Origin of the sequence: Streptomyces sp. NPDC093591 (assembly GCF_044764885.1) — a bacterium.
Lineage (GTDB): Bacteria > Actinomycetota > Actinomycetes > Streptomycetales > Streptomycetaceae > Streptomyces.
Genome location: NZ_JBIWIY010000025.1, coordinates 32,382 through 56,967 on the forward strand (window position 1 = coordinate 32,382; position 24,586 = coordinate 56,967).

At 70.7% G+C, this 24,586-nt stretch carries 20 protein-coding genes; 13 read left to right on the forward strand and 7 right to left on the reverse strand.

What is annotated here, in order from left to right; genetic code table 11:
* Position 1 precedes the first annotated feature (1 nt).
* Both ACIREI_RS40570 and ACIREI_RS40575 read right to left on the reverse strand, forming a co-directional pair.
* A complete protein-coding gene (locus tag ACIREI_RS40570; RefSeq protein WP_403344438.1) occupies positions 2 to 1,420 on the reverse strand; it encodes a cytochrome P450 in 1,419 nt (472 codons plus the stop codon).
* A gap of 250 nt (positions 1,421 to 1,670) precedes the next feature.
* Positions 1,671 to 4,106, reverse strand: coding sequence for a penicillin acylase family protein (locus ACIREI_RS40575; RefSeq protein WP_403344441.1), 2,436 nt, complete (start codon positions 4,104 to 4,106; stop codon positions 1,671 to 1,673).
* A gap of 121 nt (positions 4,107 to 4,227) precedes the next feature.
* Here ACIREI_RS40575 and ACIREI_RS40580 point away from each other — a divergent pair, with 121 nt between their 5' ends.
* Positions 4,228 to 5,727: an acyl-CoA synthetase gene (locus ACIREI_RS40580; RefSeq protein ID WP_403344444.1), complete on the forward strand. Its 1,500-nt coding sequence runs from the start codon at positions 4,228 to 4,230 to the stop codon at positions 5,725 to 5,727.
* Here ACIREI_RS40580 and paaK read toward each other — a convergent pair.
* A complete protein-coding gene (gene paaK / locus ACIREI_RS40585; protein ID WP_403344447.1) occupies positions 5,724 to 7,019 on the reverse strand; it encodes a phenylacetate--CoA ligase PaaK in 1,296 nt (431 codons plus the stop codon). The genes ACIREI_RS40580 and paaK overlap by 4 nt on opposite strands.
* Before the next feature lie 163 nt (positions 7,020 to 7,182).
* Between paaK and ACIREI_RS40590 the strand changes: the two genes are divergently transcribed.
* The 4 genes from ACIREI_RS40590 to ACIREI_RS40605 all read left to right on the forward strand — a co-directional run bounded on the left by ACIREI_RS40590 (position 7,183) and on the right by ACIREI_RS40605 (position 10,697).
* Positions 7,183 to 8,052, forward strand: a complete 870-nt coding sequence (locus tag ACIREI_RS40590) for an alpha/beta fold hydrolase (RefSeq protein WP_403344449.1) — start codon at positions 7,183 to 7,185, stop codon at positions 8,050 to 8,052.
* A 44-nt stretch (positions 8,053 to 8,096) separates the two neighbouring features.
* Positions 8,097 to 8,582 (forward strand): cation:proton antiporter regulatory subunit, encoded by a 486-nt coding sequence (locus ACIREI_RS40595; RefSeq protein WP_403344452.1) that lies wholly within the window; start codon positions 8,097 to 8,099, stop codon positions 8,580 to 8,582.
* A gap of 6 nt (positions 8,583 to 8,588) precedes the next feature.
* Positions 8,589 to 9,863, forward strand: coding sequence for a cation:proton antiporter (locus ACIREI_RS40600; RefSeq protein WP_403344454.1), 1,275 nt, complete (start codon positions 8,589 to 8,591; stop codon positions 9,861 to 9,863).
* Between the two features lie 108 nt (positions 9,864 to 9,971).
* Positions 9,972 to 10,697 carry an alpha/beta fold hydrolase gene (locus tag ACIREI_RS40605; RefSeq protein WP_403344457.1) on the forward strand — a complete coding sequence of 242 codons (726 nt, stop codon included), beginning with the start codon at positions 9,972 to 9,974 and terminating at the stop codon, positions 10,695 to 10,697.
* Positions 10,698 to 10,757: 60 nt separating this feature from the next.
* On the opposite strand, the gene ACIREI_RS40610 is transcribed toward ACIREI_RS40605, so the two are convergent.
* From ACIREI_RS40610 to ACIREI_RS40620, 3 genes are all read right to left on the reverse strand, one after another.
* Positions 10,758 to 11,165, reverse strand: a complete 408-nt coding sequence (locus tag ACIREI_RS40610; protein ID WP_403344460.1) for a hypothetical protein — start codon at positions 11,163 to 11,165, stop codon at positions 10,758 to 10,760.
* Between the two features lie 138 nt (positions 11,166 to 11,303).
* Positions 11,304 to 13,166 carry a sulfatase gene (locus ACIREI_RS40615; protein WP_403344463.1) on the reverse strand — a complete coding sequence of 621 codons (1,863 nt, stop codon included), beginning with the start codon at positions 13,164 to 13,166 and terminating at the stop codon, positions 11,304 to 11,306.
* A gap of 116 nt (positions 13,167 to 13,282) precedes the next feature.
* Positions 13,283 to 14,923 (reverse strand): acyl-CoA synthetase, encoded by a 1,641-nt coding sequence (locus ACIREI_RS40620; RefSeq protein WP_403344466.1) that lies wholly within the window; start codon positions 14,921 to 14,923, stop codon positions 13,283 to 13,285.
* Positions 14,924 to 15,088: 165 nt separating this feature from the next.
* On the opposite strand from ACIREI_RS40620, the gene ACIREI_RS40625 reads away from it, so the two are divergent.
* The 6 genes from ACIREI_RS40625 to ACIREI_RS40650 all read left to right on the forward strand — a co-directional run bounded on the left by ACIREI_RS40625 (position 15,089) and on the right by ACIREI_RS40650 (position 20,505).
* Complete coding sequence (locus ACIREI_RS40625; protein WP_403344469.1) at positions 15,089 to 15,889, forward strand: crotonase/enoyl-CoA hydratase family protein; 801 nt, start codon at positions 15,089 to 15,091, stop codon at positions 15,887 to 15,889.
* Positions 15,890 to 15,902: 13 nt separating this feature from the next.
* On the forward strand, positions 15,903 to 16,856 hold the full coding sequence (locus ACIREI_RS40630) for a Zn-ribbon domain-containing OB-fold protein (protein WP_403344472.1): 954 nt from the start codon (positions 15,903 to 15,905) through the stop codon (positions 16,854 to 16,856).
* Positions 16,857 to 17,921, forward strand: coding sequence for a thiolase domain-containing protein (locus ACIREI_RS40635; protein WP_403344475.1), 1,065 nt, complete (start codon positions 16,857 to 16,859; stop codon positions 17,919 to 17,921).
* A complete protein-coding gene (locus ACIREI_RS40640) occupies positions 17,918 to 19,084 on the forward strand; it encodes a thiolase domain-containing protein (RefSeq protein WP_403344478.1) in 1,167 nt (388 codons plus the stop codon). Before ACIREI_RS40635 ends, ACIREI_RS40640 begins: the two co-directional genes overlap by 4 nt.
* 121 nt (positions 19,085 to 19,205) lie before the next feature.
* Positions 19,206 to 19,448, forward strand: coding sequence for a DUF397 domain-containing protein (locus ACIREI_RS40645; protein WP_403344481.1), 243 nt, complete (start codon positions 19,206 to 19,208; stop codon positions 19,446 to 19,448).
* 151 nt (positions 19,449 to 19,599) lie between these two features.
* A complete protein-coding gene (locus tag ACIREI_RS40650; RefSeq protein ID WP_403344484.1) occupies positions 19,600 to 20,505 on the forward strand; it encodes a universal stress protein in 906 nt (301 codons plus the stop codon).
* A gap of 28 nt (positions 20,506 to 20,533) precedes the next feature.
* Here ACIREI_RS40650 and ACIREI_RS40655 read toward each other — a convergent pair whose 3' ends face one another.
* Positions 20,534 to 21,457: a phosphotransferase family protein gene (locus ACIREI_RS40655; protein ID WP_403344487.1), complete on the reverse strand. Its 924-nt coding sequence runs from the start codon at positions 21,455 to 21,457 to the stop codon at positions 20,534 to 20,536.
* 161 nt (positions 21,458 to 21,618) lie between these two features.
* On the opposite strand from ACIREI_RS40655, the gene ACIREI_RS40660 reads away from it, so the two are divergent.
* Both ACIREI_RS40660 and ACIREI_RS40665 read left to right on the forward strand, forming a co-directional pair.
* Entirely contained in the window at positions 21,619 to 22,116 is a 498-nt protein-coding gene (locus ACIREI_RS40660) for a hypothetical protein (protein ID WP_234767165.1), read from the forward strand.
* A 229-nt stretch (positions 22,117 to 22,345) separates the two neighbouring features.
* Complete coding sequence (locus ACIREI_RS40665; RefSeq protein ID WP_403344490.1) at positions 22,346 to 24,580, forward strand: glycosyl hydrolase family 95 catalytic domain-containing protein; 2,235 nt, start codon at positions 22,346 to 22,348, stop codon at positions 24,578 to 24,580.
* Positions 24,581 to 24,586: the final 6 nt, after the last annotated feature.

Genomic DNA, 24,586 nt, shown 5'->3' on the forward strand with positions numbered 1-24,586 from the left:
GTCACCTACCGTTCGGGAGTCGTGTACGAGGCGGTGTGCCGTGCGGCCGTTGCGCTCGTGGTTCGCAGATCATCACCAATGACCTCGGCCCCAACGTCGCCGCGGGACGCACCCGTTCGACGTGTCCGGGCAGGTGGCTCAGACGCCAATTCCGTGTGACGTACGCGAGGGCCATGGTGGCTTCCGCCATGGCGAAAGAGTCGCCGATGCATTTGCGGCTGCCCGCGGCAAACGGAATCATCGCTGCGTGCGGGATGCCGACGGCCTGTCCCGGCAGCCAGCGGTCGGGGAGGAAACGGTCGGGCTCGGGGAACGAGGCCGGGTCGTGGTGCAGGAGGTACGGGCTGTACAGGACGGTGGCACCCAGTGGGAGGCGGTGACCGGCCAGATCCGTTTCCCTGGTGGTGACGCGGGTGAAGAGCCAGCCGGGCGGGCGGTGGCGCAGTGTCTCGGTGAGGACCAGCCGGGTGCGGACGAGGTGAGGCAGCTCGTCGGGACCAGGCAGCCGGCCTTCGGCGAGCACGGTGTCGACCTCGGAGTGCAGTCGGCGCTCCTCCTCCGGATGTCGCGCCACCAGGTCGAGCGCCGAGGTGAGGCACAGGGCGGTGGTCTCGGCTCCGGCGAACAGAAGCGTGATGAGCTGGTCGTGGACCTCCTGCCCGCTGATCGCCGCTCCGCCACGGTCCTGCGTGGCCGCCAGCAGGGTGCCCAGCACATCGGTCCTGCCGCTGCATGCCGTGCCCTGGCGGCGCTCGGCGACAGCCGCGTCGACGATCGCGTGCAGGCGGTCGACAGCACGCCGGTAACGACGGTTCGCGGGCGTGGGAACGCGGAACAGGGCGTCGATCGGCACCACCGTCCGGACGAAGAGGCCGCGGACGATGGTGGCGAGGCAGCCGCGCAATTCGGAGCCCGTCGCGGCGTCGAGCGAGTCGGAGAAGAGCACACGGCTCATCACCTGCGTCGTCAGTGCCAGCATGGTCGCACTGACGTCGACCTCCCGGCCGGCCCGCCACTCACGGCACACCGACTCCACTTCCTCGCCCATCAGCGCCGCGTTGTCGGCGACACGGGCCGCGCGGAAGTCGGGTTGGAGCATCCTGCGCTGCCGCCGGTGCTCCTGGTGCCGACAAGTGCCGACGCCGTCACCCAGAAACGACCGCAGCCTCTCGTAGAGCGGGCCCCCTTTGTCGAAGGTGCGCGCGTCCATGAGCACCTGGTGGACCAACTCCGGGTGACACACCATCCACGCGCGCTGGGGACCCAGCCGTATCTCGACCAGGTCCCCGTGCGCGGGCAAAGAATTCAGAAAAGCCAACGGGCGACGGTACAAGGCGATACCGTGGCCGATGAATGGGAATATGCCCGGCGCAGTACCCACCCTCCAGGCGTGTTCCAGTTCAGGCGCAGCACGGCTCATGGAAACCTCCCCCTCGAACGCGGCACGTGAAATCGATGAACGTGCCACGGACTTGACGCTTGAGACAAGTCCTGCCCAGTCCAAGCGGCAATCGGTTTCCGGAAACCTTTCTCCAAAGGGGCGCACAGGAGCACGCAGGAGCAAAAGAAGCATTCGGCCAAGGGCAGTTGATGCATCGTTGTGGCTACGGGTGAATTTCACCTGTCACTTCTATGTGGTCCCGCCCCATGTGGGACGGGACCACAGTCGCTCAGCGCTCGCGCACGCGGATGACCTTCAGGGCGGGTGACGACAGGATGTCCTTCTCGCAGAACCGTGCGGTCACCCACTTCTCACCCGAGAACAACCGGGTCTGGTCGCTGAAGTGGGGCGAGCCCGGGTTCGAGGACTGCGAGTACGTCAGCAGCGTACGGGCCACGGGACAGCGGCCGCCGTTCCAGCCGACCGCCTGGATGTGGCTGGAGCCGGTCGTGACCTCCGCATAACCGCCGCGCACCTGGTCCCACACCGGCTCGATCTTGTTCCACACACCCAGCCCTTCCGTGCCGCCCGGAACGGCGATGCGCTGACCGTTGCGTACGACGAACTGGTGCTCACCGAGGCGGGAGTCGAGCGCGATGCCCGCCGCCCGGAGTTCGGCGACCGTGTCCGCGAGGGCCACGGCGAAGCCGGGGGCGGCGGTGTTGAGGGTGTTCGGTGTACGCACCGGGTCCGCAGCCGAGAAGGGCACCTTCCAGCGCTGGGCGGCCGGTACCTGCGACGTCAGCTTTCGCCAGAACCGGTCGAAGAGCAGGGCTCCCCGGCTGCCGGTGTCCATGGTGCGATCCCAGGCCGCAAGCACCGAACAGGCCTCGGTGACGTCAACGGCCTTGCCGTCACTGCCTGTTGCCGTCCCGCCCGGCAGCGCGGCACACGCCGTGGCCGTGTCGGCCGCGGCCAGGTCGGCCGCGGGCACCCGGTTCGCGAACTGCTGCCGCTCCAGATCCCGGACGGTCAGACCGCCGCGCTCGGCCAACGCCGCGACGTCCTCGAGCGCTCCCCGCGTGCGCGGCGAGCGCTGGGTGCCGATGTTGCCGAAGATCCGCTCGTATCCGGTGAGCGGCCGGTCGGCATTGGCCAGCCACGCGCTGTCGTTGGAGTTCTCCGCGTACGGCGCGTCCTTCAGCGTCGGCATGCGCGCGGGCCCGAAGGTCCCTGGCTGGACGGCGTCGGTGTCGCGCCCGAGGGCGCAGTCCCCCCGGGAGCCGTCGAGGACCGCGAGGCCCGCAGCCGGGTAGGTGACCTTGCCGAGGTCGGTGGAACACCGCGCCGCGACGTCGTCGGTGATCCGGGGCAGCACCTGCGACTGGGTGTACAAGGAATGCCCCGAGGAGTCCGCGGCGATGGTGTTCACCCACGGGAGCCCCTGGTGCCGGGCGAGGGAGGCGAGGACGCCGGTGGTGCTGCGCGCCTTGCTGAAGCCGAGCGAGGTGTCGGCGAACCGCATGTTGGCCGCGTTGGGATCGTTGAGCGTATACGCCGTCGTTGCGGTCCAGGGCAGCGGGAGCTCGCCGTCGGCGGAGGCGACCACCGGGCCGTACCGGGTCCACCACTGGGTGCGGGTCACCGGTGCGCCGTCCTTGACCGCGACGGTCACGGTCCGCTTCTTCATCCGCTCGGGCTTGCCGTCCACCAGATAGACGGTGGGGTCGGCCGGATCCAGCGTCAGCCTGTGCAGATTGAACGGGACTCCGGTCGAAACAGTGTGGCTCCACGCCACATGTGAGGTGTAGCCGATCGAGATCGTCGGCGAACCCAACAGCGAAGCACCGGCGACGTCGAGCTCGCCGGGAATCGTCTGCTGGGCCTGCCAGAAGCGGCGTCCGCCGTGCCACGGGTAGTGCGGGTTGCCCAGCAACAGACCGCGCCCGTTGGCTGTGGTATCGCCATGGAAGGCGACCGCGTTCGACCCCATGTCCGCGTCGGCCGTCCGCTCGCGCACGGCCCGTATCAGCGTCTCGGCGTCCGGGCCGGCCCCGATGTCCTGGCCGCGGGCCGCGGATCCGGTGGGTGGCTGGGCGGACGTGATGTCGTCCACGGCGCCGCCCTGGCCGCCGAGCACGGCGACGGCGTAGAACCGGGCGGCCACGTCCAGCGAGGTGACCGGCCGCACCCAGGCGGCGCCCTTGCACGCGGGATCGGTGATCCGGCTCTGCTCCAGCCAGGTGTTGTACCCGGCCGCGAAGCCCCGCATGAGGTCCTTGACCTGACGGCTCGGGCCGCGCGGTGCCGGTTCGGCGAGGAGCTTTTCCACCGTGCGTGTCTGGCGTACGCCGCGGAAGTACAGGTCGCTGGAGAGGTTCTTGGTGGCCGAGGACAGCGAGAAGTCGGTCGCCGCGTCCGGCCCGAAGAACCGTGAGCGCTCGCCGCGCACGGTCACGAACCCGTCGGCGAGGGTGCACACCTGGTCGGCGGCCTGCGCCCAGCCGGTGCCGAAGCCGAGGGACGCGTAGTCCTTGGCGAGGATGTGCGGAATGCCGTACTCGGTATAGCGGACGACGGCGGACAGACCGCCGTGCGAGAGCTGTTCCTGCCGGTCCTGCCGGTCGTGCTGGTCCTGCCGCTCGGCCGCGGTCGCGGGCAGCCCGGCCGTGGCGGCGAGCAGGGCGACGGCCGCGACGACGAGGCGTCTGGGACGGGTGCGCATCGTGCCTCCCAACGTCATTGAGGGAAGGAACCGTTGAGCGTGTCAACGGGCGTGTGTCCCCGGTGAGGTGACCTGCCGTCATGCTTGACCTGTCTGTGCGGCACACCGAGGATCATGTGTCATGACGCCAGGACACGGCAGCACGGTTGACGGAGTACTGCGCCGCAGCGCCCGACGCACCCCCGCACGCGTCGCGGTCGACCACCGCGGTCGCACCTGGACGTACGAGGAACTCGACGAGGCCGTGTCGCGCGCGGCGAGCGTCCTGCTGGGCCAGGGCCTCACGCCCGGCGACCGGGTCGGCGCCTACGGCCACAACTCGGACGCCTATCTGATCGCCTTCCTCGCCTGCGCCCGCGCGGGCCTCGTCCACGTCCCGGTCAACCACAACCTCACCGGCGACGACCTCGCGTACATCGTCGGCCAGTCCGGCAGCTCCCTGGTCCTCACGGACCCGGACCTGGCGCATCGGCTCCCGGACGGCGTCCCCGCGCTGTCCCTGCGCGATGCCGACGACTCACTGCTGGCGCGGCAGGCCACGGCGGCCGCCTACGACGGTCCCGAGCCGCGCAGCGAGGACCTGGTGCAACTGCTCTACACCTCGGGCACGACCGCCCTGCCGAAGGGCGCGATGATGACCCACCGCGCCCTGGTCCACGAGTACCTGAGCGCGATCGCCGCCCTCGACCTGAGCGCCGGCGACCGCCCCGTCCACTCGCTGCCGCTGTACCACTCGGCGCAGATGCACGTGTTCCTCCTGCCGTACCTGGCGGTCGGCGCCACGAACATCATCCTGGACGGGCCCGACGGCGATCAGCTGTTCGACCTGATCGAAGCGGGCCGCGCGGACAGCCTGTTCGCCCCGCCCACCGTGTGGATCGGCCTGGCCGGTCGCCCCGACTTCGCGAACCGCGACCTGGACGGCCTGCGCAAGGCGTACTACGGCGCCTCGATCATGCCGGTCCCGGTACTGGAGCGGCTGCGTGAGCGATGGCCCGACCTCGCCTTCTACAACTGCTTCGGCCAGAGCGAGATCGGCCCGCTGGCCACGGTGCTGGCCCCCGACGAACACAAAGGCCGCATGGACTCCTGCGGCCGTACGGTCCTCTTCGTCGACGCCCGTGTGGTCGACGAGAACGGCGAGGACGTGCCCGACGGCACGCCCGGTGAGATCGTCTACCGCTCCCCGCAGCTGTGCGAGGGCTACTGGGACAAGCCCAAGGAGACCGCCGAGGCATTCAGGGACGGCTGGTTCCACTCCGGCGACCTGGCGGTGCGGGACGCACACGGCTACTTCACCATCGTCGACCGGGTGAAGGACGTCATCAACTCCGGAGGCGTACTGGTCGCTTCACGCCAGGTCGAGGATGCGCTGTACACGCACGAGGGCGTCGCCGAGGTCGCCGTCATCGGCCTGCCCGACGAGCGGTGGATCGAGGCCGTCACGGCGGTCGTCGTCCCACGCGGAGAGGTGACCGAGGCCGAACTGATCGACCACGCGCGCGAGAGGCTCGCCCACTTCAAGGCGCCCAAGCGGGTGGTGTTCGTGGACGGGCTGCCACGCAACGCGAGCGGGAAGATCCTCAAGCGGGAGCTGAGGGACCGGTTCGCCGAGGGCTAGCGGGGCCGCAGGTCCTCGATTCGCCGGATCTTGCCCACGGACCTCTCCAGCGACTCCGGTTCGACGATCTCCACGGCGACCGACACCCCGATGCCGTCCTTCACGGCCGCCGCGATGGCCTGCGCGGCGGCGTCCCGCGTCTCGGGCGAGGCGTCGCGGCGGGCCTCGGCCCGCACCGTGAGGGCGTCGAGGCGGCCCTCCCGGGTGAGACGCAGCTGGAAGTGGGGTGCCACACCCGGCGTCCGGAGCACGATCTCCTCGACCTGTGTGGGGAAGAGGTTGACCCCGCGCAGGATGACCATGTCGTCACTGCGCCCGGTGATCTTCTCCATCCGCCGGAACGCCCTAGCGGTCCCCGGCAGCAGCCGCGTCAGGTCCCGTGTGCGGTAGCGGATGACGGGCATGGCCTCCTTGGTGAGGGAAGTGAAGACCAGCTCGCCCTCCTCGCCGTCGGGCAGCACCTCGCCGCTGATCGGGTCGACGATCTCGGGCAGGAAGTGGTCTTCCCACACATGCAGCCCGTCCTTGGTCTCCACGCACTCCTGCGCGACCCCGGGCCCGATGACCTCGGACAGCCCGTATATGTCGACGGCGTCGATCGCGAACCGCTCCTCGATCTCCTGACGCATCCGCTCCGTCCAGGGCTCGGCACCGAAGACGCCCACGCGCAGCGAGGTGGCGCGCGGATCGACGCCCTGCCGCTCGAACTCGTCGAGGAGGGTGAGCATGTAGGAGGGCGTCACCATGATGATCTCGGGCCCGAGGTCCTGGATCAGCTGGACCTGCCGGGCCGTCATACCGCCGGACGCCGGGATGACCGTACAGCCGAGCCGCTCGGCACCATAGTGTGCGCCGAGCCCACCGGTGAACAGCCCATAGCCGTACGCCACATGGACCTTGTCCCCGGGCCGCCCGCCCGCCGCCCGGATGGAGCGGGCCACCATGTCGGACCACAGGGAAAGGTCGCCGTCGGTGTAGCCGACGACCGTGGGGCGTCCGGTGGTGCCGCTGGAGGCATGGATGCGGCGAATACGCTCCTGCGGCACGGCGAACATCCCGTACGGGTAGTTCTCGCGCAGGTCGGCCTTGGTCGTGAACGGGAAGCGGGCCAGATCGGCCAGCGAGCGGCAGTCGTCGGGCCGTACGCCTGCCTTGTCGAAGGACTCCCGGTAGAACGGCACGTTGTCGTACGCGTGCCGAAGCGACGTCCGCAACCGCTCCAGCTGCAACGCCCGCAGTGCCTGCGGGTCGAGCCGTTCCCCCGGGTCCAGCAGCTCCGTCGCATCCACCATGGGGAGTTCTCCCTCACCAACCGCGCCAATCCGGACGACCGATCATTCGGTCCGGGTGTTCGGGATCAGTAATCCAGGCGGTGAATGATCAGGCAAGGGGGCGGGCCGCACTTTCCGGCAACTCCGTTGCGCTGAAAGCGCCAGGACGACCAAGATCGGCACCATGCCGTTCTTCACCGCGATCGACGGGACCGAGATCGCCTACCACCTGCGGGGCGAGGGCGAACCGCTCGTCGTCCTGCCCGGCGGGCCGATGCGGGCCTCCGCCTACCTGGGTGACCTGGGCGGACTCGCCGGCCACCGACAGCTCGTGCTGCTCGACCTCAGGGGCACAGGGGACTCGGCAGTACCGGCGGACCCGGCGACGTACCGCTGTGACCACCTGGTGGACGACGTGGAGGTGTTGCGCGCCCACATGGGGCTGGCCCACATGGATGTGCTCGGGCACTCGGCGGGCGGCAGCCTCGCCCTGCTGTACGCCGCCCGGTATCCCGAGCGGGTGTCGCGGCTGGCCCTGGTGACCGCGAACCCGTGGGCGCTGGGGATGCCGGCCACCGCCGAGGACCGGCTGGCCGCCGCTCTGCTGAGGGAGGGCGAGCCGTGGTTCGCGCAGGCCTTCCCGGCGTACCGGGCCTCGCTGGCGGGAGCGGGCGAGTTCGACCCGGTGTTCGCACCCTTCTTCTACGGGCGCTGGGACGACGCGGCCAAGGAGCACGACGCCCGCGGCGACGACGAGTTCAACGACGAGGCCGCCGGCATCTACGGCTCCGACGGCGCCTACGACCCGCCTGCCACCCGCTCCGCGCTCGCCAGGCTCGATGCCCCGGTCCTCGTCCTCGCGGGCGAACTCGACGTGGCCCCCGGCCCCGAGCTCGCCCACCGCACCGCCGACGCCTTCCCGAACGCCGAGACCGCCGTACAACCCGGCGCCGGGCACCACCCGTGGCTGGACGACGCGGAGTGGTTCGTACGGCGTGTCGTGACCTTCCTGGAAGGGGGAGCGGCTGTCGGGCCAAGTTCCGGCAATGGTTAGGGTTCGGTAAAGAAACCGGACGTCTGAACGACACAGGGGACAACGTGACCGCTCCACGTCTGAGCAGTACGCCATTGCCCGGTATCGGGGTCCGCTACGACCTCACCACGCGCGAACAGCGCCGCCTGTCGGTGGTCGCCCACCGGGACGGATCACGGACGCTGAGCGCGTACCGCAAGGACGACCCGGACGCCTGCGCGCTGTCGGTGCGGCTCACCTCCGGTGAGGCGGCCACGCTGATCGACGCGCTGATGCCGGCGCACCACAGCCCCAACCTGCTGTCCACCACCGAGCTGGGCCTCGTCGCCGAGCGGATCGAACTGTCCGCCACGTCGCACTGGAACGGACGGCTGCTCGGCGAGACCCGGATGCGCACCGAGACCGGCGTGTCCATCGTGGCCGTGCTGCGCCGCGCCGAGGCCATCCCCTCGCCGGCACCGGACTTCCGGCTGGCCGGCGGCGACACCCTGATCGTGATCGGCACCCGCGAGGGTGTGGAGACGGCCGCCGCGATACTCGGACGGGAGTGAGCCGCGATGCACTCCTCCGCGGTCTTCCTCATCGAGTTCGGCGCGATCATCCTCGGCCTGGGCCTGCTGGGCCGGTTCGCCGGGCGTTTCCAGTTCTCGCCGATCCCGCTGTACCTGCTGGCCGGGCTCGCGTTCGGCGAGGGCGGGCTGCTTCCCCTGGGCACCAGCGAGGACTTCGTCGCCATCGGCGCCGAGATCGGCGTGATCCTGCTGCTGCTCATGCTCGGCCTCGAGTACACGGCCAGCGATCTGGTCTCCAACCTCAAGACCCAGTACCCGGCCGGGCTCGTCGACGCCGTGCTCAACGCCCTGCCGGGTGCCGTCATGGCGCTGCTGCTCGGCTGGGGACCGGTCGCCGCCGTGGTACTGGCCGGCGTCACCTGGATCTCCTCCTCCGGCGTCATCGCGAAGGTCCTCGGCGACCTCGGGCGGCTCGGCAATCGCGAGACACCGGTCGTCCTGAGCATCCTGGTCCTGGAAGACCTCTCCATGGCCGTCTACCTGCCGATCGTCACCGCCCTGCTCGCCGGTGCCGGTCTCGCCGCGGGCAGCGTCACCCTCGCCATCGCGCTCGGCGTGGCGGGGCTCGTCCTGCTGCTCGCTGTGCGCTACGGCCGCCACATCTCCCGGTTCGTCTCCAGCGACGACCCGGAGAAGCTGCTGCTCGTCGTGCTCGGCCTGACCCTCCTCGTGGCCGGGCTCGCCCAGCAGCTCCAAGTCTCGGCCGCCGTCGGCGCGTTCCTGGTCGGCATCGCGCTGTCCGGTGAGGTGGCCGAGGGGGCGCACAACCTCCTGGCGCCCCTGCGGGACCTGTTCGCCGCCGTGTTCTTCGTCTTCTTCGGCCTGCACACCGACCCCGCGAGCATCCCGCCGGTGCTGCTGCCCGCGCTCACCCTGGCCGTCGTCACCGCGCTGACGAAGATCGCCACCGGCTACTGGGCCGCGAAACGCGCCGGGATCTCCGCGAAGGGCCGCTGGCGGGCGGGCGGAACGCTGGTGGCCCGCGGCGAGTTCTCCATCGTCATCGCCGGGCTCGCCGTCACCGCCGGCATCGAGCCGTCGCTGGGCCCGCTGGCCACCGCCTACGTACTGATCCTGGTGATCCTGGGCCCGCTCACCGCCCGTTACACGGAACCCCTGGCGACCCGTCTGACGGCGCGTCTGGGAAGGCGCGCGACGCCGGAGCGACCGGCAGCCGCTGGGGGCGAGCCCGAGCTCGACCCGACGGCAGAAGCGCCGCACGACGTGGTGGACGGCCAGGACGTGCTGGGCCGGTCATGAGCCGGGGAGCCGGGGAGCCGGGGGGCCGGGTAGCCGGGGGCCTCTGGGCCGAGCCGGGCACTTCCCGGCGCTCCGCGTGGCTCAACTCCGGTCCGCTACCGTGCCGCTGTGGACACCACATGCCGCACGGTCAAGGCGAACGGCATCACCCTGGCCTACCGCGCCTGGGGCCCTGAGGACGCGCCGCCCGTTCTCCTGCTGCACTGCCGCGGCGCCGACGGCGCGGACTGGGCCCGGATCGCGGAAGGGCTGGTCGCGGAGCCGTGCCCACGTCGGGTGTACGCGCCTGATCTGCGGGGGCACGGGCGCAGCGACTGGCCCGGCACGGATCCGGGCGCGGGGCCCGAGGTCTACCGGTACGAGGTGATGCGCGACGACATACGAGCGTTCCTCGTCGCCCTCGGCCTCGACCGGGTCGATGTCGTCGGCCACTCGCTCGGCGGCGCGGTCGCCTACCTCTTCGCGCAGCACTCGCCCGAGGCCGTACGTCGGCTGGTCCTGGAGGACGTACCGGCACCGTTCCCGCTCGATCCGCCACGCCCGCCCGTCGAACGGCCGGACGGGGAGCTGCCGTTCGACTGGGCCATGGTGCGGGCGACCGATGAGCAGCGCAACGCCCCCGATCCTGTGTGGCGGGACCACATGGGCCGGATCACCATGCCGACGCTACTGATCGGGGACGGATCCACCAGCCTCATCCCCCAGGAGCAGATCGCCGTACTCGCCGACCTGATCCCCGACACCCGGCTGGTGACCCTCGACACGGGACATCTGGTCCACGAGACCCGGCCCGAGGAGTTCCTGGCGGCCGTGGAGACGTTCCTGGCGGAGTGAGAGAAGTCGGCACGCCTCAGCAGCCGGGGCTGGGGCCCGTACGCCCGTACGCGCCCCGCTTCAGCGGCTGAGCCGACGCCGGTACACGACGAATCCGGCGCCCAGAGCCACCGCCCCGACGGCCAGACCGGCTCCCAGCGCCACCTCGAAGTCCGCCGGCCCCGTGCTGCCGCCCAGGCCGCCCCTGACGCCTTGGGTGGGCAGCGGCGTGTGTGTGGGCAGAGGCGGCGAGACGGCCGCCTGGCGGCGCGGCAGCACCTCGCAGGCGATGCCGTCGTGCCTGCCCCGGTCCTCGTCCAGGCGATCGTGGTCACGGGGGTCGCGGTTGAACTCCGCCTGCGCGTCTTCCTGGAAGGCGAAGTCGTTGCAGTCCATGTCGCTGTTGGCGTGGGCCATGTGGGCCGCCGGCCCGGCGGTGACGAGCACGGTGATCGCTGCCGTGCATATCGCGTGGATGCGTCTCTTCACGGGCGCTCCCTTTCGGTCCTGCGGTCTCGGTGACCGTCATTGCGACCGTAGGGACGCCACCCGCTCACCGGCGCGTCCTGCTACGCCATACGACTGCTCCGCACCTCGGCGATGCCCGAACGGCCCAGCCCCACGTGCTCAACCCCTCTGCGGCCCGTACGCCGTCATGAAACGGTCGCGGAACTTGTCCATGCCCCAGGTCGGCGCGTTCTGCGCGGGCTTGAGACCGTCGGTCCAGTGCCAGTCGGCGATCCTGTCCAGGACCTTCTGGTCGCGGGCGACGATGGTGACGGGGACGTCCTTGCTCGTGTCGCCGGCGGTGACGGTCGGGACGGGCTGGTGGTCGCCGAGGAAGACGAGGACCGTGTCGTCGGTGCCGTAGCGCTCGACCCATTCGGTGAGGCTGTGGAGCGAGTACTCGATGGCGCGACGGTACTCGGTGCGCACGCGCTCGGGGTCCTTCCAGACCTCCTTGGGGTCCGTGCCCTCCTTCTTGATCTGGTGGAAGACCGAGCCGTCGCCGAGTTCGTCCCAGTCGACCATGCGGGCGTTGGGGGACCAGGGGTTGTGGCTGGAGGCCAGGATGATCTCCGCCATGAGCGGCCCGCGGTCCTTCTTGCCGTGCTCCAGACGCTGGAAGGCCTCCAGGCTGAACTGGTCGGGCACCGGCGTCCAGCTGAAGTACGGGCCCTGGTAGCCGAGGTGGGTGGAGTCGTAGATGTGGTCGAGGCCGAAGTACTTGCCCTCGGGCCAGGACTTCCGGACGCCCGGGACGATGCCGACGGTGCGCCAGGCGCCGCTCTTCTGGAAGTAGCTGGTGAGGGTTGCACGGTCACTGGTGGTGAGAGTCCGGTACCGCTGCTGGTTCTTGACCCACAGACCGGACAGGAACGTCGAGTGGGCGAGCCAGCTGCCGGCGCCCGTCACGGGTGACCTGAGCCAGCCGCTGCGCGACGCGAAGCCGGCCGCCTTGAGCCTGGCGTCGCCCTCCTTGAGCGTCGCGTCGACCTCCGGTGCCATCGCCGGATCGTCGATGGCCACCCGGCCGTAGCTCTCGATGAAGGTGAACATGACATCCTTGCCGCGCAGTCCGGTCAGCAGCTGGTCGGGCGGGGTCTTGGCGAAGGCGTCGACAGGGAGCTGCTTCTTGAAGACCTCGGCGTCCCCGAGCCCGTCGCGGACGTACTGCACGCGGTTGGCGAGGTACTGGGCGTAGCTCTTGGTGGCGATGGTGACCCCGCCGGACTGCGCCCCCAGCGTGAAGCAGATGATCCACACGACGCCGAGGACCAGCGTGGTGCGCACGGCCACGGGGCGGTGCCGGGCCAGTACATCCGCCAGCCGCACCACCGCGAGCGCGCTCACCACGAGCACGGCGACGACCAGGACGATCACCCCGATCACCACGAGCACCTCACCCGTGCGGCCGAGCGAGTCCTTCAGGAAATCCGCCGCGTTGTTCAGCAGAACCCAGTCGAAGACCAGGTCGAACGGCCGCGCCAGGGTCTGGCGGAAGCCCATGTCGAGGCACTTGAGAATCGTGGACAGCCCGAGGAACGCCCCCAGGACGACGGCCGTGATCCGCCGTGCCTTCGTCGGGAGCGCGAGCAGGACGGCCGCAAGGAAGATCGCCTCGAGGGGGAGACGGAGGAACTGCTGGACAGTGATCCAGTCGAGGCGGTTCGGCACGAGGAGCGCGGCGAGCACCAGCGCACCGGCCAGGACGCTCGTCCCCACCCGCACGGCACGTGCGGCGCGGGGGTAACGACGGCGCCAGCCGAACCAGCCGGGCCGATCCGCGGGGCGGGGCGCGCTGGTCTCGTCGGCCGGTTCGGCTGCCTTGGCGGCTCCGGCCGGTTCGACCGCCTCGGCGGTCGGGGTGGCCTCGGCCGTGTCGCCGCTGTCGACCGCCTCGGCACCCTCGGCGGTCTCGACCGTCTCCGTCGTCTCCGCTTCTTCTGTCTCGCGTGCTACTTGCTCTGCTGCTGCCTCCTGCGACACCCGGAGGTCCTCCTGTGCGGTCTTGCGATGGCATGGCAAACAGCGCCCAACGATCGAGCCTGCCACCACGAGTACGTCCGCACGTCACCTTAGGTTCAATCGGACCTGTCCGGAATTCACCCGTCCGCCGCTGCCACCGCCGCCACCGCCGTCTCCCGCGCCCACCGGTAGTCCGCCTTGCCGCTGGGCGAGCGCCGGATCGAGTCCGTGATCACCAGCTGGCGGGGGATCTTGTATCCCGCGAGGTGGGAGCGGCAGTGGGTCTGGAGGTCCGCCAGCGACGGCCGTACCGCACCCGTGCGCAACTGCACCACGGCCGCCACATGATGGCCCCACTTCGGGTCCGGCACCCCGGCCACCAGTACGTCGTACACGTCGGGATGGGACTTGAGCGCCTGCTCGACCTCCTCCGGGTACACCTTCTCGCCCCCGGTGTTGATGCACTGCGAGCCGCGGCCCAGCACGGTGACGACGCCCTCCTCGTCGACCGTGGCCATGTCGCCGAGCAGCACCCACCGCTCGCCGTCCTGCTCGAAGAAGGTCTCGGCGGTCTTCGCCGGGTCGTTGTAGTACCCGAGCGGCACGTGTCCGCACTGCGCGATCCGGCCCACCTCGCCCACGGCGACCGGCTCGTGCGTGGCCGGATCGACCACCCGCGTACGGGAGTTGACGCGGATGCGGAAGCCCCGGCCGGGCCCGGAGTCCTCGGTGGCGGTGCCGTTGAAGCCGGACTCCGAGGAGCCGAAGTTGTTCAGGAGCAGCACGTTCGGGACCAGTGCCTGGAACTGGCGGCGCACCGTGTCGGACATGATGGCGCCGGACGACGACACGCTGAACATCGACGAGCAGTCCGTGCCCTTCATCGGCCCGCCGAGCGCGTCGACCAGCGGCCGCAGCATCGCGTCGCCGACCAGCGAGACGCTGGTGACCTTCTCCTTCTCGATCGTGCGCAGGACCTCCTCGGGCACGAACTTGCGGTGGATCACGACGCGTTGACCGAAGTTGAAGCCGATGAAGGCGGTCAGCGTGGACGTGCCGTGCATCAGAGGGGCAGTGGGGAAGAAGGTGATCCCCTCGCCGCCCGCCGCCACCCGCTCGGCGAGCTCCTGCGGCTTCTTCACCGGCTCACCGGTCGGCGCGCCGCCGCCCAGCCCCGAGAAGAACAGGTCCTCCTGACGCCACATCACACCCTTCGGCATCCCGGTGGTGCCGCCGGTGTAGATGATGAACTGGTCGTCCCCCGACCGCGCCGGGAACCCCCGCTCGGGCGACCCGGTGGCCTCGGCATCCGCGAACGCCACGGCGGGTACGACCGGAGCGGCGGCGGCACCAGGCGCCACCTCGCCGACCCGCACCAGGTGCCGTAGCCCCTCCACCCGCGGCAACGCCGCCGCCACCCGGTCCGTGAACTCCGCCTCGAAGACCAGGGCCACCAGATCGGCGTCCCGGTAGAGGTACACCAACTCCTCTTCCACATAGCGGTAGTTGACGTTGACCGGAACGACCCGCGCCTTGAGGCAGCCCAGTACCGTCTGCACGTACTCGATGCCGTTGTAGAGGTGGAGCCCCAGGTGCTCGCCGGGACGTATCCCGCTGTCGATCAGATGGTGCGCGATCCGGTTGGCGGCCGCGTCCAGTTCCGCGTACGTCAGACGGCGCTGCGCGCCCGTGCCCGGGTGGTCGATGTACACGAGCGCCTCGCGGCCCGGAACCGCGTCGACGACCGACTCGAACAGGTCGGCAAGGTTGTACTCCACCGCTCCTCCTGACCTCGCTCTCCACCGGCTGCCGGTCATCAGAGCAAAGGGCGGCACAACTGTGAAGCCTTCGCGCAAAAGAATCTGACTGTCTGTCAGAAAACCCTTGAAGTGCCTCCGCGCCTACTGCAACCTGTTCTCGTTCTGGCAGAGGGGAGACGGGTCATGGGTGGGACGGAACACCTCACCGTGCGGCGCGAGGGCGCCACGCTGGTGCTCACGCTCAACAGGCCGGAGGCGAAGAACGCGCTCTCGTTGCCGATGCTGGTCGGTCTGTACGACGGCTGGGTCGAGGCCGACGCGGACGACTCGATCCGCTCGATCGTGTTCACGGGGGCGGGGGGTTGCTTCTGCGCGGGCATGGACCTCAAGGCCCTCGCCGGAAACGGCATGGCGGGGGAGCACTACCGCGACCGGCTCAAAGCCGATCCCGACCTGCACTGGAAGGCGATGCTCCGCCACCATCGTCCACGCAAACCGGTGATCGCCGCCGTCGAGGGGTACTGCGTCGCGGGTGGCACCGAGATGCTGCAGGGCACGGACATCCGGGTCGCGGGTGAGTCGGCGACTTTCGGGCTCTTCGAAGCCAAACGAGGCCTGTTTCCGATCGGCGGCTCCACGGTCCGCCTGCAACGGCAGATTCCCCGCACGCACGCCCTGGAGATGCTGCTCACCGGCCGCCCCTACAGCGCGCAGGAGGCCGCCGACATCGGCCTGATCGGCCATGTCGTCCCCGACGGCACGGCCCTGACCAAGGCTCTGGAGATCGCCGAGCAGATCAACGCCTGCGGCCCACTGGCCGTCGAGGCCGTCAAGGCGTCGGTCTACGACACCGCCGAGATGACCGAAACCGACGGCCTCGCCGCCGAACTCAAGCGCGGCTGGCCGATCTTCGACACCGCCGACGCCAAGGAGGGCGCCCGCGCCTTCGCGGAGAAACGACCGCCCGTCTACAAACGTTCCTGACGAGGGAGTCACCGTGCCCGAAGTCCTCAAAGCCCCCTTGGTCGTCGAGTTCCCCTTCACCCGCTCCCTCGGCCCCGTCCAGAGCGCCTTCCTCACCGGCCTGCGCGAACGCGTCGTGCTAGGGGTGCGCACCAGCGACGGCCGCACCCTCGTGCCGCCCGTCGAGTACGACCCCGTCACCGCCGAGGAGATCCGCGACCTGGTCGAGGTCGCCCCCACCGGCACCGTCACCACCTGGGCATGGAACCACGCCCCCCGCCGCGACCAGCCCCTCGACACCCCCTTCGCCTGGGCCCTGATCCGCCTCGACGGCGCCGACACCGCCCTCCTGCACGCACTCGACGCCCCCGGCCCCGACGCCGTGCACACCGGCATGCGCGTCCGCGTCCGCTGGGCCGGGGAACGCACCGGCGCCATCACGGACATCGCCTGCTTCGAGCCGTACGACGACGGCGACGACGGCCGCCCCGCCGAACCGACGAGCCACACCGGCGAGTTCCAGGACCCGGTCACCGGCATCGTCGCCCGCGCACGCCTCGACTACACCTACTCACCAGGCCGTGCCCAGACCGCCTACATCAACGCCCTGGCCGACCGTCGGAACGTCGGCGAACGCTGCCCCTCCTGCCGCAAGGTGTACGTCCCCCCGAGGGGTGCGTGCCCCACATGTGGGGTCGCCACATCAGAACAGGTCGAGGTAGGTCCCCGCGGCACAGTCACCACGTTCTGCATCGTCAACATCAAGGCGAAGAACCTCGACATCGAAGTGCCGTACGTCTACGCCCACATCGCCCTCGACGGCGCCGACCTCGCCCTGCACGGCCGTATCGGCGGCATCCCGTACGACCAGGTGCGCATGGGCCTGCGCGTCGAACCGGTGTGGACGGAGGGGGCCCGTTACCCCGACCACTACCGGCCGACCGGCGAGCCCGACGCGGACTACGACACGTACAAGGAGCTGGTGTAGATGACCAGGGACCTGCCGGTCAGGGACGTCGCCGTCGTCGCCTTCGCCCAGACCGACCACCGGCGCACCAGCGAGGAGCTCTCCGAGGTGGAGATGCTCATGCCGGTCCTGCACGACGTGCTCGCACAGACCGGCCTCAAGACCGCCGACATCGGCTTCACCTGCTCCGGCTCCAGCGACTACCTCGCCGGCCGCGCCTTCTCCTTCACCCTCGCCCTCGACGGCGTCGGCGCCTGGCCGCCGATCTCCGAGTCGCACGTCGAGATGGACGGCGCGTGGGCGCTGTACGAGGCGTGGACCAAGCTACTGACGGGCGACGCCGACACCGCGCTCGTCTACTCCTACGGCAAGTCCTCACCCGGCCCTCTGCGTGACGTCCTGACGAGGCAACTCGATCCCTACTACGTCGCCCCCCTCTGGCCCGACTCCGTCGCCCTGGCCGCCCTCCAGGCCCAGGCCCTCATCGACGCCGGCGACACCGACGAACCCGCGCTCGCCGCCGTCGCCGCCCGCAGCCGCACCGACGCCACCGCCAACTCCCATGCACAGCTGCGCGGTTCGGTGCCCCAGGGGGAGTACGTCGTACGACCGCTGCGTACCGGCGACTGCCCGCCCATCGGCGACGGGGCCGCGGCCGTGATCCTCGCGGCGGGGGAGCGGGCCCGTGAACTGTGCGCACGGCCCGCCTGGATCCGCGGCGTCGACCACCGCATCGAGGCCCATGGCCTGGGCGTGCGCGACCTGACCGACTCGCCCTCGACCCGCCTCGCCGCCGAGAAGGCCGGCGCCTTCGAACGGCCCGTCGACACCGCCGAGCTGCACGCGCCCTTCACCTCCCAGGAGGTCGTCCTGCGCAAGGCGCTGAAGCTCGACGACAGCGTGCGCGTGAACCCGTCCGGCGGGGCGCTCGCCGCGAACCCCGTCATGGCCGCCGGGCTCATCCGCATCGGAGAGGCCGCCGCCCGCATCCACCGGGGCGAGTCCGACCGGGCGCTCGCGCACGCCACGTCCGGCCCCTGTCTGCAACAGAACCTGGTCGCCGTACTCGAAGGGGATCCGCGATGAGCAAGGAGCCCGTGGCCGTCGTAGGCATCGGTCAGACCAAGCACGTCGCGGCGCGCCGGGACGTGTCCATCGCCGGGCTCGTCCGGCAGGCCGCTCAACGGGCCCTTGACGACGCCGAGTTGAGCTGGGCCGACATCGATGCCGTCGTCATCGGCAAGGCGCCCGACTTCTTCGAGGGCGTCATGATGCCGGAGCTGTATCTCGCCGACGCGCTCGGCGCGGTCGGCAAGCCCATGCTCCGGGTGCACACGGCCGGTTCGGTCGGCGGATCCACGGCCCTCGTCGCCGCGAACCTGGTCGCCGCCCGCGTCCACGGCACCGTGCTGACGCTCGCCTTCGAGAAGCAGTCCGAGTCGAACGCCATGTGGGGCCTGTCCCTGCCGATCCCCTTCCAGCAGCCCCTGCTGGCCGGCGCGGGCGGGTTCTTCGCGCCGCACGTGCGCGCGTACATGCGGCGCAGCGGCGCGCCCGACACCGTCGGCTCGCTGGTCGCCTACAAGGACCGGCGCAACGCCCTGAAGAACCCCTACGCGCACCTCCACGAGCATGACATCACCTTGGAGAAGGTCCAGGCCTCGCCCATGCTCTGGGACCCGATCCGCTACTCGGAGACCTGCCCCTCCTCCGACGGCGCCTGCGCGATGATCCTCACCGGCCGCGCCGGAGCCGCCCGCGCGCCTCGCCCGCCCGCCTGGATGCTCGGCGGCGCGATGCGCAGCGAGCCCACCATGTTCGCGGGCAAGGACTTCGTCTCGCCCCAGGCGGGCAAGGACTGCGCGGCCGACGTGTACCGGCAGGCGGGGATCGCCGATCCACGCCGGGACATCGACGCGGTCGAGATGTACGTGCCGTTCTCCTGGTACGAGCCCATGTGGCTGGAGAACCTCGGCTTCGCCGCCGAGGGCGAGGGCTGGAAACTCACCGAGTCCGGGGTGACCGAGCTGGACGGGGACCTGCCCGTCAACATGTCGGGCGGCGTCCTGTCCACCAACCCCATCGGGGCCTCCGGCATGATCCGCTTCGCGGAAGCGGCCCTCCAAGCGCGCGGACAGGCCGGGGAACACCAGGTCGACAGGGCCCGCAAGGTGCTCGGGCACGCCTACGGCGGCGGGTCCCAGTTCTTCTCCATGTGGCTCGTGGGCTCCGAGCCCCCGGACGCCTGAGCGGACTCCCCGGACAGCCGTGGAGACGACTCGGCAAAGGTCCCCCTCACGTGGCCTGTCGACACTCGGAACCGATCGCTAGGCTGACCCGCGGACGACGCGAATCGGGAGGAGCACGGACGTGGCCGAGAGCACCACCATCCAGCAGCCGCTCACGGGCTGGGACAAGCCGGAGCTCGACCTCAGCAACGCCGACTGGCACTCGAGCAGCCGCGGTCTGGGGGATGTCCAGATCGCCTTTGTCGAGGGGTTCATCGCGATGCGCAACAGCGGCCGCCCGGAGAGCCCTTCCCTGATCTTCACACCCGCCGAATGGGGTGCCTTCGTGTCGGGCGCAAGGGAGGGCGAGTTCGACCTGACCTGAGCTGACCGACCGGACCGCGTTCTTCGGGCTCCGATCCGGGTGTGTTCCGCCCGTTTTCCCGGACACGCGACCTTGAGAACCCCCCTGGGGCCGAGGCCTGAGCCAGGCTGACCCCGGGAGGGGCAAGGTCGTATCCGGAGGTGAGGAACCCATGAGCACCCTGCCGGTCATCGCGGCGGTCGACGGCTCGGACGACAGCCTGGTCGCGCTGGACTGGGCCGTCGAGGCAGCCCTGGCGCGCGAGGCGCCGCTGCGGATGGTCCACGTGCAGCAGTACGCCGCCTGGGCCAAGCCCGACATGCTGCCCGCCGGGCGACCGCGACCCGAGGACGATCCGGTGCTCGACCGCGTCCACCGCTATCTGGCGGGGCGGGTCGAGCGGCCGGAGACGGAGTACCTCGCCCTGGAGGGCGCGCCCGCCGTGGCACTGCCCGAACTGGGCTCCGACGCCCAGCTGTTGGTACTCGGTTCCCGTGGGCGCGGAGGCTTCGCCGGCCTGCTGCTCGGCTCCAACGGCATGGCCGCCGCACGCGACGCCGAGTGCCCGGTCGTCGTGGTGCCCAAGCCGGGACGCCAGGTCCACGACGGCATGCCGGCCGAACCGGGGCCGCGGGTCGTCGTCGGTCTGCAGGTCGACAGCCCCGACGAGGCCACGCTGTCCTTCGCCTTCGCCGAGGCGGCCCTGCGCGGCGCCCGACTCCAGGTCGTCGCCGCCTACGCGTGGCCGGCCCACCTCTGGACGGCGGCCCCCAGCCAGATCGTGCCGCCGCCCGTCGACCAGGACGCCGTCGAGAACGAGACCCGCACCCTCGCGGAGGGCTTCCTCGCCCCGCACCGCGACCGTCACCCCGACGTCCACGCCGAGTCCTACGTCGCCCCGGGCGACGCGGCAGGCCACCTCGTCGCCGCCTCCCGGGACGCGAACCTGGTCGTGGTGGGCCGCCACCGACGCCGCCTGCTGGCCCCCGCGCGCATGATGGGCTCGGTGACCCAGGCGGTCCTGCTGCACGCGGCGAGCCCGGTGGCCGTGGTGCCGCCCGCGCCGCCGCGGGAGTGAACAGGAGCGAGCGGGACGTAGGGGCGCGTCACGCCGTGCCGAACCAGGCCTCGGCCAGGGACGGCAGCGTACCGTCGGCCGGGGCGCCCAACTCCCGTATGTACCAAGGGAGATTGCTGTACACGTGCAGCAGCGTGTACGCGAGCAGCTCGGCCGGGGCGAAGACGGTGCCGTACGACTCGGTGAGGCGGGCCAGGAGTCGTGGATCGCCGCGCGTCACGAACACCCCCACGCCGACGAAGTCGTACGCGCGGTCGCCGATCATGGCCGGTTCGAAGTCGAAGAGCCCGGTCAGGCGCCAGCCGTCGGGATCGACCAGGAGGTGCTGCCGCATGACCTCGGTGTGCAGCAGGGAACGGCGCGGGGTCCGCGGCAGCGGGACCGAGGCGAGGAACTCGGGGATCTGCTCCAGCCAGGCGGCCGGCAGACCGCGCTCGCGCTGCCGCTCCACGGCCCCCGCACGCTGCCGGTCCACGAACGCGCCCCAGTCCCCGGGGCCGAGGACGTCGGCGAGCGGCGCGGCATCCAGTGCGTGGAGGACGGCCAGGGCCTCACCGATCTCGGCGACGAGCCGCTCACGGTCGGCGCGTGGCACACGGTCCCAGGCGCCGGCCAGGTTCTCGCCGCGCAGCCGGGACATCAGGACGTACCGCCAGCCGTTCTCGTAGGCACCGGCGTCGTACACGCGCGGCGTCGGGACGGGCAGCAGCCCCTGGACATGGGACAGGACGCGGCCCTCGGCGATGCCGTCCCGGGCGGCGGCTCCGGGAAACAGCTTGAGGACGTGCTCGTCGCCCACGGCGTACACCGGCTGCGACCCCTCCGGGAATCGCGTCAGCGGGAGACCGGACAGGCCCAGGCGGCCGCACAGGTCCTCCGCCCCGGCCCGCATCACCTTCTCGTCGGGGACGACGGCGTCCCATTCCTCGTCTGTTTCCACGGGGGGCAGCATGATCGGGACCGTAGGACGCGCCTATGTCGCCCGGCAACGGAATTACGCGCCCGGCGACGGCGTCGCGGAGCACCCGGGTAGTCCCGCTCGCGCGTCAGGGAGGAGCGTGCGAACCCATGCCCGCACGTCACGCAGCAGGCCCGGCCACGTACCATGGCGACATGTCGTTCCTCCGCCGCCGCAGCGCCACGCCCGCCGGGCCCGACTTCGACGTACTGGCCATGGACCCGGGCGACTGGCCCGGCAATCTGGGCGCCGGGCTGCTGCCCGCCCCGGACGGCAGCTGCCAGGGCGTCTTCCTGCGCTACGACCTCTTCGGCGGCCGCGGCCCCGCGATGATCATCGGCAATCTGCCCGAGGGTTCCCCGGCCCGCGAGGTCGACGAGGGCGAGATCCCGTTCGAGGTCGCGCAGCTGCTGCTGGCCCTGGAGAACGACGAGGAGGTCACCGTCGTAGGCAGCGAGGACGTGCCCGTGATGCAGGGCGACAACCTCCTGATCGTGCGCCGTCTGAAGCTCTCCGAGAGCCGGATCTCCTGCGTGCAGTTCGACCGCAGTGACAACGTCCTGGTGACCATCGCCGCCTGGGACCGCCCCATCACCGACGATCTGTACGCCCTCCTGAAGCCGCTGCCCGCGGAGCTCTTCCAGCAGGGCTGAGTCCTCCCACCTCAAGACCCCGCTCTTCGGGGGCCGCACATATTGTCATGACCCTTGCCGCAGAGTCATCGGACCTCTAGCGTCAGGGGTCATGTCGCATGAGCCGTATGAGATCACTCGACGGAACACGTTGAAAGGTGCGGTCAGCGGGGTCGGCGCGCTGGCTCTGGGAGTCGGCGCCCCCGAAGCAGCCGCCGCTGATTCCTCCGATGTATCGAGGGAGTCGACCGTGCTCTGGTACGCCACCCCCGCCGCCGACTGGGAGCGCGAGGCCCTGCCCATCGGCAATGGCGCACTCGGCGCCACGGTGTTCGGCACCCTCGCCTCCGAACGGCTTCAGTTCAACGAGAAGACGCTGTGGACCGGCGGCCCCGGCTCCGCCCAGGGCTACGACCACGGCAACTGGCGCGCACCCCGCCCCGACGCGATCACCGCCGTCCAGGACGACCTCGACGCCCGGACCACCCTCGACCCCGAGTCGGTGGCCGACCGGCTCGGCCAGCCACGGATCGGGTACGGCGCCCACCAGACGTTCGGTGACCTCCACCTCGACCTGCCCGGCGCCCCGACGACGCCCCCCGAGGACTACCGCCGCCGACTCGACCTCGACAACGCCGTCGCCTCGGTCTCCTACACCCACCAAGGCGTCCACTACCAAAGGGAGTTCTTCGCCTCCCACCCCGACGGCGTGATCGTGGGCCGGCTCAGCGCCGACCGGCCCGGCAACGTCACCTTCACCCTGCGCTACACCTCGCCGCGCCCCGACTTCACGGCCACCACCGCCGACGCAACCCTGACCGTGCGGGGCGAGCTCGCCGACAACGGACTGCGCTTCGAGGCACAGGTCCGCGTGCACAGCCAGGGTGGCACCGTCACGTCCGGCACCGACGGCACGATCACCGTGACCGGGGCCGACAGCGCATGGTTCGTGCTGGCCGCGGGCACGGACTACGCCGACACCTACCCCGACCACCGAGGCCCGGACCCGCATGCCGCCGTCGCCCGCGCCGTGCAGCAGGCGGGCGACCGCTACGAGGCACTGCTCGTGCGGCACACCCGCGACCACCGAGCCCTGTTCCGCCGAGTCGCCCTCGACATCGGCCAGGCACTGTCGGCAGAGGTGCCCACCGACGCGCTCCTGGCCGCCTACACCGGCGGCGCGAGCCCGGCCGACCGCGCCCTGGAAGCCCTGTACTTCCAGTACGGCCGCTACCTGCTCATCGCCTCCTCACGCCCCGGCTCCCTGCCCGCGAACCTCCAGGGCGTCTGGAACAACAGCACCACACCCCCGTGGTCGGCGGACTACCACACCAACATCAACATCCAGATGAACTACTGGCCCGCCGAGGCCGCGAACCTCGCCGAGACGACGGCGCCGTACGACCGCTTCGTCGAGGCCCTGCGCGCGCCAGGACGCCGTACGGCGAAGGAGATGTTCGGCTCGCGCGGCTGGGTCGTGCACAACGAGACCAACCCGTACGGCTTCACCGGCGTGCACGACTGGGCGACCGCGTTCTGGTTCCCCGAGGCGGCGGCCTGGCTCACCCAGCAGCTGTACGAGCACTACAGATTCGGCGGCTCCACCGCCTACCTCCGCACCACCGCGTACCCGGTGATGAAGGAAGCCACGGAGTTCTGGCTCGACAACCTGCGCACCGATCCCCGCGACGGCACGCTCGTCGTCACCCCCAGCTACTCGCCCGAGCACGGCGACTTCACCGCCGGCGCCGCCATGTCGCAGCAGATCGTCCACGACCTGTTCACCAACACCCTCGAAGCGGCCCGGATCCTGGGCGACACGCCCGACTTCCGTCGCCGCGTCGAAGACGCGCTGAACCGGCTCGACCCCGGTCTGCGCATCGGCTCCTGGGGCCAACTCCAGGAGTGGAAGGAGGACTTGGACGACCGCACCGACACCCACCGGCACGTCTCGCACCTGTTCGCCCTCCACCCCGGACGGCAGATCGAACCCGGCAGCGAGTGGGCCGAGGCCGCCAAGGTCTCCCTGACCGCGCGCGGCGACGGCGGCACCGGCTGGTCCAAAGCCTGGAAGATCAACTTCTGGGCGCGGCTGCGCGACGGCGACCACGCCCACAAGATGCTCGGCGAACAGCTCAAGTCCTCCACTCTGCCCAACCTCTGGGACACCCACCCGCCGTTCCAGATCGACGGCAACTTCGGCGCCACCTCCGGCATCGTGGAGATGCTCCTGCAGAGCCAGTACGACGCCATCGAAGTGCTGCCCGCCCTGCCCGCCACCTGGCCGGCCGGCTCGGTGCACGGCCTGCGGGCCCGCGGCGGGGCCACCCTGGACATCGAGTGGGCGGCCGGACGGGCGACCCGCATCGTCCTGACGGCGTCCCGGACCCGTGAACTCACCGTACGCAGCGACCTGTTCAAGGACGGGGAACTGACCTTCAAGGCGGTCGCCGGCCGACGCTACACCTGGAAGAAGGAGGACTGACCCAGG